Genomic DNA, 13,996 nt, shown 5'->3' on the forward strand with positions numbered 1-13,996 from the left:
GTTGCTCGCGTCCACTGTGTTGTTCCCGGGTTGCGAACAGTTATCGCACCGGTTGAACAGATCCACTTACTTAATTGAAGAGTGTGCTTGTTCGCTAAGCCCGATAGGGTTTCGGTGGTCATAGCGTTAGGGAAACGCCCGGTTACATTCCGAACCCGGAAGCTAAGCCTTTCAGCGCCGATGGTACTGCAGGGGGGACCCTGTGGGAGAGTAGGACACCGCCGAACAATCTTTCAGGACCCTTGGTCCAGCGTTCATGCTGGATCAAGGGTCCTTTTTTTGTTTTTCCGAAGCGCGTCGGATGGCCGACTGCGCGAGAATGACTGCGTTACCCCAAGACAGGAGCCAACCGATGTCCACCAACTCTTCCGACGATCGCCCGGAGCGCGAGCCGCGCCGGCGAGACGGCGATGACAGGGGCGGATACCGCGGCGGTCGTGACGACCGTGCGCCGCGCCAGGACAACGATCGCGGTGGGTTCCGTCGTGACGACCGCCCCACCGGCGGAGCGCCCCGTGGTGGTCGTGACGACCGCCCGAGTGGTCCTCGCCGTGATGACGACCGAGGCGGGCGTCCGAGCGGTGGTGGCGGTGGCTTCCAGCGTCGTGACGACCGGTCAGGCAGCGGCCCTCGCCGCGATGACAGCCGAGGCGGCCGTCCGGCCAGCGGTGGCGGTGGTTACCAGCGTCGTGATGACCGGCCGAGCAGTGGCCCGCGTCGTGATGACGAGCGTGGCGGTGGGTTCCGTGGCGGTCGTGACGACCGTGCGCCGCGCCGGGACGACCGTCCCAGCGGTGGCGGTGGCGGGTTCCAGCGTCGTGACGACCGTCCGAGCGGTGGTGGCGGTGGCTACCAGCGTCGTGACGAGCGTCCGAGTGGTGGCGGTGGCTACCAGGGTCGTGAAGAGCGTCCCAGTGGTGGTGGCGGTTACCAGCGCCGGGACGACCGTCCCAGCGGTGGTGGTGGCGGTTACCAGCGTCGCGACGACCGCCCGAGTGGCGGCGGTGGCGGGTTCCGTGGCGGCCGCGATGACCGTGGACCCCGTCGTGACGATGACCGTGGTGGGTTCCGTGGTGGTCGTGATGACCGTGCGCCGCGCCGGGACGACCGTCCCAGCGGTGGCGGTGGCGGGTTCCAGCGCCGCGATGACCGTCCGAGCGGTGGTGGCTACCAGCGTCGCGACGAGCGTCCGAGTGGTGGCGGTGGCTACCAGGGTCGTGAAGAGCGTCCCAGTGGTGGTGGCGGTTACCAGCGCCGGGACGACCGTCCCAGCGGTGGTGGTGGCGGTTACCAGCGTCGCGACGACCGTCCCAGCGGTGGCGGTGGCTACCAGCGTCGCGACGAGCGTCCCACTGGTGGTGGCGGTGGTTACCAGCGTCGGGACGAGCGTCCCAGTGGCGGCGGGTTCCAGCGTCGTGACGATCGTCCGAGCAGCGCGCCGCGTCGTGATGACGAGCGTGGCGGCGGGTTCCGTGGCGGTCGTGATGACCGTGCGCCGCGCCGGGACGACCGTCCCAGCGGTGGTGGCGGCGGGTTCCAGCGCCGTGATGACCGTCCGAGCGGTGGTGGCGGTGGCTACCAGCGTCGTGACGACGACCGCGGTGGTTTCCGTGGCGGCCGTGACGACAGCCGGGGCGGGCGTCCCAGCGGTGGTGGCGGCTATGAGCGTCGCGACGACCGGCCGAGCAGTGGGCCGCGTCGGGACGACGACCGCGGTGGATACCGCGGCGGCCGCGACGACCGTGGGCCTCGTCGTGACGACCGCGGTGACCGCGGCGGCGACCGAGGGTACCGCGGGCAGCGTGACGACCGGGAGCGTGAGCCCATCAAGCGGCTTCCCATTCCCGAGGACGTCACAGGTCACGAGATCGACAAGGACGTTCGGCAGGAGCTCCAGAGCCTGCCGAAGACCCTTGCCGAGGATGTCGCCAAGAACCTCGTCATGGTCGCGAACCTCATCGACGACGAGCCCGAGGAGGCGTACGCGTACTCGCGTATCGCCCTGAGGCTCGCCTCGCGAGTGGCTGCCGTGCGTGAGGCCGCCGGCTTCGCGGCGTACGCGACTCAGCGGTACACGGAGGCGCTCGCGGAGTTCCGAGCGGCCCGCCGTATGACCGGGAGCGTCGAGCTGTGGCCCGTCATGGCGGACTGCGAGCGCGGGCTCGGGCGGCCGGAGCGGGCGATGGCGATGGCCGGTGAGCCGGAAGTGCTGAAGCTCGACAAGGCCGGCCAGGTCGAGATGCGTATGGTCGCGGCCGGTGCGCGGCGGGACATGGGGCAGATCGATGCGGCCATCGTGACCCTCCAGGGGCCCGAGCTGGCGTCGAATTCGGTGCAGCCGTGGACCGCGCGACTGCGGTACGCGTACGCCGATGCGCTGCTGACCGCCGGGCGCGAAGCCGAGGCGCGTGAGTGGTTCGCCAAGGCGATCGAGGCCGACAAGGATGGTCTGACGGACGCTTCCGACCGCCTCGCCCAGCTCGATGGTGTCGCCTTCGTCGACGCCCTCGATGAGGAGTCCGGTGAGTCGGCGGGCGAGGCTGAGGCCGAGACTGAGACTGAGACTGTCGTGAAGGATGACGTCGACGTTCAGGACGAGGGCCCGAGTGGCGTGGAGCCTGTTGAGGGCGACAAGGACTGACTGAGTCTGTGTGAGTAGAAGGGCGGCACCCCCGGTGGGGGTGCCGCCCTTTCGCGTTTCTGGGGTTAGCTCAGTTCGAGGCTGCGCAGGACCAGGCCCGTCGCCGGCTTCGGGCCGAACGACGTGGATTTGCGGGGCATCGTGACGCCCTGGCGGGCCAGGTCCCGGACGACTTCCTCGCGTACTGGATGCATCAGGACGGCCGTACCGCCGTGACGTTCCGCCTGGGTGACGGCCGCCTCCGTGCCGTGGATGTACGCGATGTCCTCGGGGGCGTCGGGGATCGACCACATGTGGTCCAGCAGCGTGGCGTGCAGGACCGTCGCGTCCAGGGTCCGCCAGGCCGCGGGGCGGTCGGCCGGGATCGTACGGGACAGCAGGGCCTCGTCCGGGCGGTCGATCAGGTGGTACGCGCCGTCTCCCGCCAGGAGGAACGCGTTGCCGGCGGTGGCCGCCTCGGCGAGGGCGTCCAGGGCGTGGGGGAGCGGGCCCGGGACTTCGCGGATGCGGAAAGTGTCGGCGACCGCGGCGAGCGCGTCCGCGACGGGGAGGCGGTGCAGCACGCGGTGGATGGCGCGGACCTGGAGCGGGTAGCGGGCCGTGTCGATGAGGAGGACCAGGCCCGAGTCCCAGGCGCCGGTAGCCGGGTGTTCCGCCTGGAGGCGGAGGTACGTCGCCCACCGGTGGTGGCCGTCCGCGATGAGGGCCTGGCGGTGGGACAGGTCCGCGGTGACTTCGGCCAGTTCGGCGGGGTCCGTGATGGACCACAGGCGGTGGCTGAAACCGTCCTCGGTGGTGGTGGCCAGGAGCGGGGAGCGCAGGATGGTGCGTTCGATGACGGCGGTCGCGCCGGTGGCGTTGCCGCCGCTGCGGTAGGTCAGCAGGAGCGGTTCGAGGTTGGCGGCCGTCGCGCGCATCAGGGCCGCGCGGTCGGCGACGACGTGCGGCATGACGTCCTCGTGGGGGAGGACGATTCCCTCCGCCGGTGGAGTGAGGGTGAGCGCGCCGATGACGCCGCGCTGGAGCAGGTCGCCGCTGCGCTGCTCGTACACGTAGAGGGCCGGCTCGGGGTCCGGGGCGAGTACACCTTCGGACAGCCAGCGGTGCAGGGTGTCCGCGGCCTGCTGGTTGCGGGTGGCGGGCGTGGCGGCCTGCGGGAGGATCAGGCGGACGATGTTGTACGGGTCGGCCGATTCGAGGTGGTGCAAGCCGTCGGGGCGTACCACCACGTCGTACGGCGGGGACGTGACGGCGGCCAGGCTGCTCACTCGCTCGGGGACGTAGCGCAGTCCACGGAACGGGGCCAGGCGCAGGCCGTGGTCCTCGTCGGACCGACCAGGTGTACTCATTGGTGCATCGTAAGTGGGGTCGTCCTATGAGCGATGATCGGGGGACAGGCACCGAGCTAGGAGTGGTACGGAATGAGCCAGCAGACCAGGACCCGGCCCGACGCGAGCGCGCATGCGCTGAGCGAGGTGTACGACACGGCTCTGCTGGATCTGGACGGTGTCGTCTACGCGGGCGGTGAGGCCATCGCGCATGCGGTGGACGCGCTCGCGGTCGCCCGGGGCGGCGGGATGCATCTTGCGTACGTGACCAACAACGCGTTCCGGACGCCTGACGCGGTGGCGGAGCACCTCACGGAGCTCGGGGTCCCTGCGGAGGCTTCCGATGTCATTACATCGGCGCAGGCTGTGGCTCGGCTGATTGCGGATCAGGTTCCTGGTGGGTCGCGGATTCTGGTCGTGGGTGGTGATGGGCTGCGGGTCGCGCTGCGTGAGCGCGGGCTGGTGCCGGTGGAGTCCGCCGACGATGACCCGGTCGCTGTGGTGCAGGGGTACGGCGGGCCTGATCTGGCGTGGGGGCGGTTCGCGGAGGCGTCGTATGCGGTGGCGCGGGGTGTGCCGTGGTTCGCGTCCAACACGGATCTGACGATTCCCAGTGCGCGGGGGATCGCGCCGGGTAACGGTGCGGCGGTGGAGGTCGTACGGATCGCCACGGGCGCGGAGCCGCCGCAGGTGGCGGGCAAGCCGCTGCCGCCGATGCACCGGGAGACGATTCTGCGGACGGGGGCGGAGCGGCCGCTGGTGGTTGGCGACCGGCTGGATACGGATATTGAGGGCGCGAATGTGGGGGGCGTGGACTCGCTGCTGGTGCTGACCGGGGTTACGGATGGGGCGCAGTTGTTGGCGGCTGCGCCGAAGCATCGGCCGACTTATGTGGATGCGGATCTGCGGGGGTTGCTCGGCGGGCAGCCTGAAGTGGCCGAGGCTGGTGGCGGGTTCGTGTGTGGTGGGTGGACTGCTGCCGTGCGGGGCGGCGAGCTGGTTGTAGAGGGGGAGGGGGCAGCGGTGGATGGGCTGCGGGCGTTGTGTGCGGCGGCTTGGACGTATGCGGGGGACGGGGCGTGTGGGCTGGATGCGAGCAAGGCGCTGGACGGGGTGGGACTTTAGGGGGGAAGGGCTCCATTGGAGCCTCCGATGCGAGGGTAGGCTAACCTAACCTCCGTGTTGGTTGAGAGTCCCCCCAAGCAGAGCGCACAACAGCTCCCCGCGCCCCGGGAACGCAATGCCGTCCGTGCCGGGGGGTTGGTTTTCTCCATCGGGGTGCTGCTGTTGGTCGTCGTCGCGAGTATCGCGATTGGTGCGAAACCCCTGGCGCTGGGTGATGTGTGGCACGGCCTGTTCCATGCCTCCGGCACCGGCAACGACGTGATCATCCAGGACGTGCGGGTGCCCCGCACGATCCTCGGTGTGCTCGTCGGTGCGGCGCTCGGGCTGTCGGGCGCCGTCATGCAGGGGCTCACCCGTAATCCGCTCGCCAAACCGGGCATCCTCGGGGTGAACGCGGGGGCCGCGGCCGCCGTCGTGTCCGCCATCAGCTTCTTCGGGATAACCTCCCTGACCGGATATGTCTGGTTCTCCTTCGCCGGCGCGGGAGTTGTCTCCGTGCTGGTGTACATCCTGGGAGGCAGCCGCGGCGCCACACCGGTACGGCTCGCACTCGCCGGCACGGCCATGACTGCCGCGCTGTACGGCTACGTCAACGCCGTACAGCTCATGGACTCGGCGGCGCTGGAGCGGATTCGCTTCTGGACCGTCGGCTCGCTGGCCTCCGCCGACATGGAGATCATCGGCAAGGTCTGGCCGTTCATCGCCGTCGGTGTGGTGCTGGCGCTGCTGATCGCGCGGCCGCTCAACGCCATGGAGATGGGCGAAGACACCGCGAAGGCTCTGGGTGCGCATCTGACCCGTACGCGCGTACTCGCGATGGTCGCCGTGACGCTGCTGTGCGGTGCCGCGACCGCCGCTTGCGGGCCGATCGTCTTCATCGGGCTGATGGTGCCGCACCTCGTCCGGACCATCACCGGGCCCGACATGCGCTGGATCCTGCCGTACGCCGCGGTGCTTTCGCCGGTACTGCTGCTGGGCTCGGACGTCATCGGGCGGGTCGTCGCCCGGCCCTCCGAACTCCAGGTCGGCATCGTGACCGCGCTCGTCGGCGGGCCCGTCTTCATCCATCTCGTACGCCGCCGGAAGATGGCTCAACTGTGACTGTGACTGTCAGCTCCACTTCGCGGACGCGGTCCTCCCGCGCGATACGCACCCGCGGCGGGTTCTCCTTCCGGGTCGAGCCCAGGGCGCTCCTCGCCACGCTGCTGCTCACCGCCGCTGCTCTGGCCATGGCGGTCGTGCTCATCGGCAGTGGCGACTTCCCGATGTCGCCCGGTGACGTCCTACGTACGCTCCTCGGAAACGGCACCTCTTCTCAGGAATTCATCGTCACCGAGCTGCGGATGCCGCGGGTCGTCGTCGCGCTGCTCGTCGGTGCGGCGCTCGGGCTGTCGGGCGCCGTCTTTCAGTCCATCTCACGCAATCCGCTGGGCAGTCCCGACGTGATCGGTTTCGGTCAGGGCGCCACGGCAGGTGCGCTGGTCGTCATCGTGCTGTTCAAGGGCAACGCCCTCGCGGTGACGGGCGGCGCGCTCGCCGGCTGTCTGCTGACGGGAGCCGCCGTCTACTTCCTCGCGTGGAAGCGTGGTGTGCACGGCTTCCGGCTGGTACTTGTCGGGATTGGGGCGGCCGCCATGCTCACGGCGCTCAACCACTACCTGATCACCAAGGCCAGCATCGTCGACGCTACCCGGGCCACCGTGTGGATGACCGGCTCGCTCGACGGGCGTGGGTGGGAGCAGGCGTGGCCGCTGTTGGGCGTGTGCGCCGTTCTCGTTCCGCTGGTGCTGGGGCACGGGCGGTCGCTGCGCATGACGGAGATGGGCGACGACGCGGCGTACGCCCTCGGAGTGAGCGTGGAGCGTGGGCGACTGGTACTGATGCTGTCTGCCGTACTCCTCATCGCGGTGGCTACGGCCGCCGCCGGGCCCATCGCCTTCGTGGCGCTGAGCGCGCCGCAGCTCGCCCGTCGCCTGACGCGCTCGCCGGGCCCCAACCTCGGGGCCTCGGTCTCCATGGGTGCCACGCTGCTCGTCGTCGCCGACTGGGCGGCCCAGCAGGGCTTCGGCGACACGCAGCTGCCGGTGGGTGTGGTGACCGGGGTGCTCGGCGGCTGTTATCTGCTGTGGCTGCTGGTCACCGAGCGCAAGGCGGGACGTATATGACGAACGACAAGAGTTCCAGGAGCATGCCAGTGCAGAGTCAGCGCCTCAGTGCGGAATCGGTGACCCTCGCCTACGACCAGCGGGTCATCGCCGAAGACCTCTCCGTCGAGATACCCGACCATTCGTTCACGGTGATCGTCGGACCCAACGCGTGCGGCAAGTCCACGCTCCTGCGCGCACTGTCACGGATGCTCAAGCCCACGCAGGGGCGGGTGCTGCTGGACGGCAACGCCATCGGGTCCATGCCCGCGAAGAAGGTCGCCAGGACGCTCGGGCTGCTGCCGCAGTCGTCCGTCGCACCGGATGGGATCACGGTCGCTGATCTGGTGGCGCGCGGGCGCTACCCGCACCAGGGCGTGCTTCGGCAGTGGTCGCCGCAGGACGAGCGGATCGTCGAGGAGTCGATGGACTCGACGGGCGTCGGCGAACTGGCCGACCGGTACGTCGACGAGCTGTCCGGGGGGCAGCGGCAGCGCGTCTGGATCGCGATGGCGCTGGCCCAGCAGACGCCGCTGCTGTTGCTCGACGAGCCGACGACCTTCCTCGACATCCAGCACCAGATCGACGTACTGGATCTGTGCGCGGAGCTGCACGAGACGCAGGGGCGCACCCTGGTCGCCGTACTGCACGACCTGAACCACGCCGCCCGTTACGCCACGCACCTGATCGCCATGCGGGACGGCGAGATCGTCGCGCAGGGGCCGCCGGCCGAGGTGGTTACGGCGGAGCTGGTGAAGCGGGTCTTCGGGCTGCGCTGCCAGGTCATCGACGACCCGCAGACCGGGACGCCGCTGGTGGTGCCGGCGGGGCGGAAGGCGCGTGGCGGCCGGGCTGCTGTGGCTGCCGGGGCCGCAGCGGCTACAGCAGCTTCCTGAGGCGGATCAGGTCGCGGAAACCGGCTTCGAGCCTGACCCGGCCCGACGCCCAGGCCCTCGCGAAGTTCAGTTCGCCCCCGACCATGGCGACCAGGTCGTCACCGGTCATGGCCAGGCGGATCTCGGCGCGCTCGCGCGGGGGACCGTCGAAGGTGTCCCGTACGTCGATCCGGCCGCCCGCGAGGCGGCCGGTGAACGTGATGTCCAGATCCGTGATGTGACAGCTCAGGGAACGGTCGAGTGCTGCGGCGCTGCGTACGCCGTCGTCGGCCTGAGCCAGATTGTCCGAAAGTTTGTCGAGTGCGCTGCGGCACTCCTCCATCGTTGCCATCGGGATCGACGGTACCCCAGCGCTTCGGGGTAGCGTCTGGGCATGAACCACGAGGTCGAGTACGCAGGGGACGCCGAGTACGCCGGGGCTGCCCCTGCCGCAGCCCCGGCCGTTGCTGTGTACGGTCCGGCCGCACCGGCGTCTCTCGGAGTCGAGCGCACCCCCACCGGGCACGCCGATGTCGACGTACTGCTCGAACGCCTGGGCGACGCCGACCACCTCGCGGCGGACGGGCACATCGAGGTGTACGAGGATGTACACCGAGGGCTGCGTGAGGCGCTGACCGCGCTGGACGCACGACCGGGACCCCCGGCGCCCCTTTCCTCGTACGACATCAGGAGCTGAACCGAACGTGGCAGGAGTCGCGCGCCGCCGCCTCGACGCCGAGCTGGTCCGCCGGAAACTCGCACGCTCACGGGAGCACGCGAGCCAGCTGATCGCCGCAGGGCGGGTGAAGGTGGGCGGCGCCGTCGCGACCAAGGCCGCCACACAGGTCGAGACCAGCGCCGCCGTCGTCGTGCTCAAGGACGACAACGACCCCGACTACGTCTCGCGGGGCGGGCACAAGCTGGCCGGCGCGCTGGAGGCGTTCGTACCGCAGGGGCTGAAGGTCGAGGGGCGGCGGGCGCTGGACGCCGGGGCTTCGACCGGTGGATTCACCGATGTGCTGCTGCGGGCGGGGGCCCGCGAGGTCGTCGCCGTCGATGTGGGGTACGGCCAGCTCGCGTGGTCGCTGCAGTCCGATGAACGCGTGACCGTCAAGGACCGTACCAACGTGCGGGAAATGACACTCGAGACGATTGACGGGGAGGCGGTCGACTTGATCGTCGGTGACCTGTCTTTCATTCCGCTGGGGCTGGTGCTGCCGGCGCTGGTGCGGTGTGCCGCGCCCGACGCCGATCTCGTGATGATGGTGAAGCCGCAGTTCGAGGTCGGCAAGGACCGACTGGGCAGTGGGGGTGTCGTGCGCAGCCCCGAGCTCAGGGCCGAAACGGTTCGGGCTGTGGCGCGGCAGGCGTGGGGGCTCGGACTGGGCGTACGGGGCGTCACCGCCAGTCCGCTGCCCGGGCCTTCGGGGAATGTCGAGTACTTTCTGTGGCTCCGGGCCGGAGCTCCCGAGCTCGACCCGGCGGATGTTGACCGTGCAGTGGCGGAGGGGCCGAGTTGACAACGACGACAGCGACGACCGAGACGACGACAGACAGATCTGCTGAGTCTCCTGGGGGAGCACGCACCGTTTTCCTGCTCGCGCACACCGGACGCCCCGCGGCGATCCGCAGCGCGGAACTGGTCGTACAAGGGCTGCTGCGCAACGGCATCGGTGTGCGCGTGCTGGCGGCCGAGGCGGCTGATCTGCCGCTGCCGCCGTCCGTCGAGACGGTGGCGGAAGCCTCGCCCGCCGTACTCGACGGCTGTGAGCTGCTGATCGTCCTCGGGGGCGACGGGACGCTTCTGCGCGGCGCCGAGTTCGCGCGCGCCTCCGGGGTGCCGATGCTCGGCGTCAACCTCGGCCGCGTCGGCTTCCTCGCGGAGGCCGAGCGGGACGATCTCGACAAGGTCGTCGACCGGGTCGTCACGCGTGCGTACGAGGTCGAGGAGCGTATGACCCTCGACGTCCTCGTGCGCAACAACGGTGATGTCATGTACGCGGACTGGGCGCTCAACGAGGCCGCCGTGCAGAAGGTTTCGCCCGAGCGGATGCTTGAGGTGGTCCTTGAGATCGACGGGCGACCGGTGACCGGGTTCGGCTGCGACGGCATCGTCTGCGCCACCCCGACCGGCTCCACGGCGTACGCCTTCTCGGCGGGCGGGCCTGTGGTCTGGCCCGAGGTGGAAGCGCTGCTGATGGTGCCGATCAGTGCGCACGCGCTGTTCGCCAAGCCGCTGGTTACGTCGCCGAGTTCGGTGCTGGCGGTGGAGGTGCAGCAGCACACGCCGCACGGCGTGCTGTGGTGCGACGGCCGCAGGACGGTCGAACTGCCCGCCGGTGCGCGCGTGGAGGTGCGGCGGGGCGCCGTGCCGGTGCGGCTGGCGCGGTTGCACCATGCGTCGTTCACCGACCGGCTCGTCGCGAAGTTCGCCCTTCCGGTGTCGGGGTGGCGCGGGGCGCCGCACTGAGTGCGAGGCGTCGGCCGGTCGCCGGGGGCGGCTTCCTTCCTCGCCGCCCTCCTTCCTCGCCTCCCTCTTTGCTGCCGGCCCCGCTCGGCCTCTGCGGGATTGCGGGGCGGTGGCCGGCCGTGCAGGGCTGATCCTGCCCGTTCCGAGCTCATGAATTCGTGGTGAGGGGCGGGGGCCGTCGAAATAGGGGGCCGGAACCTCGTAAGGTCGTGTCCGTGTTGGAGGAGATGCGGATACGGTCGCTGGGCGTCATTGATGACGCCGTCGTCGAGCTGTCACCCGGGTTTACGGCGGTGACGGGTGAGACCGGCGCGGGCAAGACCATGGTCGTCACCAGCCTCGGGCTGTTGCTCGGCGGGCGCGCCGACCCTGCCCTCGTGCGGATCGGGGCCAAGGCCGCGGTCGTCGAGGGGCGGATCACCATGCCTGCCGACGCGCCCGCGGCCGTACGGGCCCAGGAGGCGGGGGCGGAACTCGACGACGGGGCGCTGCTCGTCAGCAGGACCATCTCGGCCGAGGGGCGTTCGCGAGCCCATGTGGGCGGGCGGTCGGTACCGGTGGGGCTCCTCGCGGAGCTGGCCGACGACCTCGTCGCCGTACACGGGCAGACCGATCAGCAGGGCTTGCTGCGGCCGGCCCGGCAGCGGCAGGCCCTCGACCGGTACGCGGGAGACGCCGTCGCCGTACCCCACGCGAAGTACGCGGCCGCGTACCGGCGGCTGCGGTCGGTGGTGGTGGAGCTGGACGAGCTGACGACGCGGGCGCGTGAGCGTGCGCAGGAGGCGGATCTGCTGCGCTTCGGGCTCGACGAGATCGCGGCGGTCGAACCGCGGGCCGGTGAGGACGTCGAGCTTGCGGCGGAGGCGGAGCGGCTGGGGCATGCGGAGGCGCTGGCGTCGGCCGCTTCTGTCGCGCATGCGGCTCTTGCGGGGAATCCGGAGGATCCGGAGAGTCTCGATGCGACGACTCTGGTCGCCGGGGCGCACCGGGCGCTGGATGCGGTGCGGGCTCATGATCCGGCGCTTGCTGTGCTTGCTGAGCGGATCGGTGAGATCGGGATCCTGTTGGGGGATGTGGCCGGGGAGCTCGCCGGGTACGCCGACAATCTCGACGCCGATCCGCTGCGGCTGGCCGTGGTGGAGGAGCGGCGGGCGGCGCTCACTCAGCTCACGCGCAAGTACGGCGAGGACGTCGGGGCGGTGCTCGCCTGGTCTCAGGACGGTGTCGCGCGGCTTACCGAGCTGGAGGGTGACGATGACCGGATCGGTGAGCTGACCGCCGAGAGGGATGCGTTGCGGGATGAACTGGCGGGGCTGGCGCAGGCGTTGACCGATGCGCGTACGGAGGTGGCGGAAAGGTTTGCCGACGCCGTTACTGGTGAATTGGCGTCGCTCGCCATGCCGCATGCGCGGGTGTCGATTGCTGTGCGGCAGACCGAGGACCCTGATGGCGTTGAGGTCGGTGGGCGGCTGGTGGCTTATGGGGCGTCCGGGGTTGATGAGGTCGAGCTGCTGCTCGCGCCGCATCCCGGGGCTCAGGCGCGGCCGATCGCCAAGGGGGCTTCGGGAGGTGAGCTCTCCCGGGTGATGCTGGCGGTTGAGGTTGTCTTCGCCGGGTCCGATCCGGTGCCGACGTATTTGTTCGACGAGGTAGACGCGGGCGTGGGCGGCAAGGCAGCGGTCGAGGTCGGGCGGCGGCTGGCGAAGCTGGCGAAGTCGGCGCAGGTCGTGGTGGTCACGCACTTGCCGCAGGTCGCGGCGTTCGCTGACCGGCAGTTGCTGGTGGAGAAGACGGTGGATGGTGCGGTGACCAGGAGCGGGGTCACTGTGCTGGAGGGCGAGGACCGGGTGCGGGAGCTTTCGCGGATGCTGGCGGGGCAGGAGGACTCGGAGACTGCTCGGGCGCATGCGGAGGAGTTGTTGGCGGCTGCGCGGAGCGATGCGTAGTGCGTGTGCGTGAGGTTGTGGTTGCGGTTGTGGCTCGTGCGGGTGCGTGCCGCTCCGGGGGCGGCGTTCGGAACTGCATGATTTAGGGCGCGGCGGGGGCTGTTGAAGTGACCGGCGTCTTGCCCACAAATCACGCTTTACGTTCCGAACACCACCCCCTGCGCGGACCGCAACCTCCCGTCGGTGGTCGCTTCCGCCGCTGTTCGTGTAGGGGGACCGCTGATCACCCTTGCGGGTGATGGCGGTGAGGTGCCACCACGGGGTCGACCCTTTCGTGGTGCCGGAACGCGCGTGCGGGCTGGCATTCTGGGCGACGCACTATGTCCGCCGTTCGACGCCGACTCAGGAGCTCCGACCGACGTGAGCAGCACCCCGGTCCCGCCGTACGGCCAGTCGCCGCTGAGCGTCGTCCAAGTCCTCGGCGGCGGCAGCGCGGGCAGCAGCGCGCACGTCAGGTCGCTGGCCGCGGGGCTTGTCGCGCGGGGCCTTCGGGTGAGCGTCTGTGCCCCTGCGGGGCTTGAGGCGGCGTACGACTTCGGTGGCTCCGGGGCACGGTTTGTTTCCGTACCACGGCGCAGTGATCCTGCGGCTGTGGCGGCGTTGCGGGCAGCTTGTGCGGACGCGGATCTCGTGCACGCCCACGGGCTGCACGCCGCTGTGCGCAGCGCGCTGGCGCTCAGGGGGCGTCGGATTCCGCTTGTGGTCACCTGGCACACCCGGGCGGACACCGAGGGCCCGCGAGGTCATCTCGTACGGCTGATGGAGCGGAGGGCGGCCAGGGCGGCCGCCGTGGTGCTGGGGACGTCGTCCGATCTGGTCGACCGGGCCCGTACCAGGGGTGCGCGTGACGCGCGGCTCGCGCCGGTGACCGTGCCCGCGCCGCGTCCGCCCGTGAACGTACCCGAGAGCAAGGCGCGTGCCGATCTCGGTGCGGTGGACCGGCCGTTGATCATGGCGGTCGGGAGTCTTGTACGGAGCCGGGGATACGGGGCCCTGCTGGACGCGGCCCGGACCTGGCGCGAGCTGGTTCCCACGCCGCTGCTGGTTGTCGCGGGCGAAGGGCGTGAGCGGGGCGCCCTTCAGCGGCGTATCGAGGCCGAGTCGCTGCCTGTCAGGCTCATTGGCCGGCGTGAGGACATTGGGGAGCTTCTCGCCGTCGCCGATGTCGCGGTGCTCGCCAGCCGGTGGGAGGGGCGCTCTGTGCTGGCTCAGGAGGCGCTGCGGGTTGGCGTTCCGCTTGTGGCCACGGCGGTCGGCGGGGTGCCGGAGCTGGTGGGTGACGCCGCTGAGCTGGTTCCGTACGGCGACAGTGAGGCGCTCGGGGCCGCCGTCCTGCGGCTGCTGGGCGACCCGGCGCGGCGGCTCTGGCTGGCGGAAGCGGGCAAGGCGCAGGCCGCGACGTGGCCGACCGAGGACGAGACGGTGGCGCAGGTGCTCAGCGTGTACGACGAGTTGACCGGTTAACCC

The 13,996-nt window shown here is 70.3% G+C and carries 12 protein-coding genes, 1 rRNA gene and 1 pseudogene; 12 read left to right on the plus strand and 2 right to left on the minus strand.

The genetic code is table 11. The features are described 5' to 3' along the window. Positions 1–110 precede the first annotated feature (110 nt). The 3 genes and pseudogenes from rrf to J7E89_RS27385 all read left to right on the plus strand — a co-directional run bounded on the left by rrf (position 111) and on the right by J7E89_RS27385 (position 2,641). Positions 111–227, plus strand: a 5S ribosomal RNA gene (gene rrf / locus J7E89_RS27375). Between the two features lie 74 nt (positions 228–301). After that, positions 302–1,684 (plus strand): annotated as a pseudogene (locus J7E89_RS42105) (hypothetical protein); the annotation flags it as partial. A gap of 258 nt (positions 1,685–1,942) precedes the next feature. Continuing rightward, the gene (locus tag J7E89_RS27385) at positions 1,943–2,641 is read left to right on the plus strand and encodes a tetratricopeptide repeat protein (protein WP_251061163.1); all 699 of its coding nucleotides are present in this window, start codon (positions 1,943–1,945) and stop codon (positions 2,639–2,641) included. 65 nt (positions 2,642–2,706) lie between these two features. Here J7E89_RS27385 and J7E89_RS27390 read toward each other — a convergent pair whose 3' ends face one another. Then, positions 2,707–3,990: a DUF1015 family protein gene (locus J7E89_RS27390; protein ID WP_214977117.1), complete on the minus strand. Its 1,284-nt coding sequence runs from the start codon at positions 3,988–3,990 to the stop codon at positions 2,707–2,709. A gap of 72 nt (positions 3,991–4,062) precedes the next feature. Here J7E89_RS27390 and J7E89_RS27395 point away from each other — a divergent pair, with 72 nt between their 5' ends. The 4 genes from J7E89_RS27395 to J7E89_RS27410 are packed head-to-tail and all read left to right on the plus strand — an operon-like array spanning position 4,063 to position 8,134. Continuing rightward, positions 4,063–5,094, plus strand: a complete 1,032-nt coding sequence (locus J7E89_RS27395; RefSeq protein ID WP_214977118.1) for an HAD hydrolase-like protein — start codon at positions 4,063–4,065, stop codon at positions 5,092–5,094. Between the two features lie 57 nt (positions 5,095–5,151). Continuing rightward, on the plus strand, positions 5,152–6,195 hold the full coding sequence (locus J7E89_RS27400; RefSeq protein ID WP_374196900.1) for a FecCD family ABC transporter permease: 1,044 nt from the start codon (positions 5,152–5,154) through the stop codon (positions 6,193–6,195). Continuing rightward, positions 6,192–7,259, plus strand: coding sequence for an iron chelate uptake ABC transporter family permease subunit (locus J7E89_RS27405; RefSeq protein ID WP_308315623.1), 1,068 nt, complete (start codon positions 6,192–6,194; stop codon positions 7,257–7,259). Before J7E89_RS27400 ends, J7E89_RS27405 begins: the two co-directional genes overlap by 4 nt. Positions 7,260–7,282: 23 nt before the next feature. After that, on the plus strand, positions 7,283–8,134 hold the full coding sequence (locus J7E89_RS27410) for an ABC transporter ATP-binding protein (RefSeq protein ID WP_214977120.1): 852 nt from the start codon (positions 7,283–7,285) through the stop codon (positions 8,132–8,134). Here J7E89_RS27410 and J7E89_RS27415 read toward each other — a convergent pair. Continuing rightward, positions 8,118–8,465, minus strand: a complete 348-nt coding sequence (locus J7E89_RS27415; RefSeq protein ID WP_214977121.1) for an SCP2 sterol-binding domain-containing protein — start codon at positions 8,463–8,465, stop codon at positions 8,118–8,120. The two genes, J7E89_RS27410 and J7E89_RS27415, sit on opposite strands and share 17 nt — an antisense overlap. Before the next feature lie 42 nt (positions 8,466–8,507). Here J7E89_RS27415 and J7E89_RS27420 point away from each other — a divergent pair, with 42 nt between their 5' ends. The 5 genes from J7E89_RS27420 to J7E89_RS27440 all read left to right on the plus strand — a co-directional run bounded on the left by J7E89_RS27420 (position 8,508) and on the right by J7E89_RS27440 (position 13,993). Then, positions 8,508–8,810 carry a hypothetical protein gene (locus J7E89_RS27420; RefSeq protein WP_214977122.1) on the plus strand — a complete coding sequence of 101 codons (303 nt, stop codon included), beginning with the start codon at positions 8,508–8,510 and terminating at the stop codon, positions 8,808–8,810. 7 nt (positions 8,811–8,817) lie between these two features. Then, complete coding sequence (locus J7E89_RS27425; protein ID WP_214977123.1) at positions 8,818–9,633, plus strand: TlyA family RNA methyltransferase; 816 nt, start codon at positions 8,818–8,820, stop codon at positions 9,631–9,633. Continuing rightward, a complete protein-coding gene (locus tag J7E89_RS27430; protein ID WP_285439293.1) occupies positions 9,630–10,583 on the plus strand; it encodes an NAD kinase in 954 nt (317 codons plus the stop codon). Before J7E89_RS27425 ends, J7E89_RS27430 begins: the two co-directional genes overlap by 4 nt. Positions 10,584–10,810: 227 nt before the next feature. Beyond that, positions 10,811–12,529 carry a DNA repair protein RecN gene (gene recN, locus J7E89_RS27435; RefSeq protein ID WP_214977228.1) on the plus strand — a complete coding sequence of 573 codons (1,719 nt, stop codon included), beginning with the start codon at positions 10,811–10,813 and terminating at the stop codon, positions 12,527–12,529. A gap of 360 nt (positions 12,530–12,889) precedes the next feature. Continuing rightward, positions 12,890–13,993 carry a glycosyltransferase family 4 protein gene (locus tag J7E89_RS27440; RefSeq protein ID WP_214977124.1) on the plus strand — a complete coding sequence of 368 codons (1,104 nt, stop codon included), beginning with the start codon at positions 12,890–12,892 and terminating at the stop codon, positions 13,991–13,993. The last annotated feature ends 3 nt before the right edge of the window (positions 13,994–13,996 follow it).

Origin of the sequence: Streptomyces sp. ISL-100 (assembly GCF_018614615.1) — a bacterium.
Classification (GTDB): domain Bacteria; phylum Actinomycetota; class Actinomycetes; order Streptomycetales; family Streptomycetaceae; genus Streptomyces.

Excerpts from the sequence above, each read along its gene's own strand:
- J7E89_RS27415 (WP_214977121.1), bottom strand. The coding sequence starts at position 8,465 with ATGGCAACGATGGAGGAGTGCCGCAGCGCACTCGACAAACTTTCGGAC.
- J7E89_RS27385 (WP_251061163.1), top strand. The coding sequence starts at position 1,943 with ATGGTCGCGAACCTCATCGACGACGAGCCCGAGGAGGCGTACGCGTAC.
- J7E89_RS27420 (WP_214977122.1), top strand. The coding sequence starts at position 8,508 with ATGAACCACGAGGTCGAGTACGCAGGGGACGCCGAGTACGCCGGGGCT.
- recN (WP_214977228.1), top strand. The coding sequence starts at position 10,811 with ATGCGGATACGGTCGCTGGGCGTCATTGATGACGCCGTCGTCGAGCTG.
- J7E89_RS27410 (WP_214977120.1), top strand. The coding sequence starts at position 7,283 with ATGCCAGTGCAGAGTCAGCGCCTCAGTGCGGAATCGGTGACCCTCGCC.
- J7E89_RS27395 (WP_214977118.1), top strand. The coding sequence starts at position 4,063 with ATGAGCCAGCAGACCAGGACCCGGCCCGACGCGAGCGCGCATGCGCTG.
- J7E89_RS27390 (WP_214977117.1), bottom strand. The coding sequence starts at position 3,990 with ATGAGTACACCTGGTCGGTCCGACGAGGACCACGGCCTGCGCCTGGCC.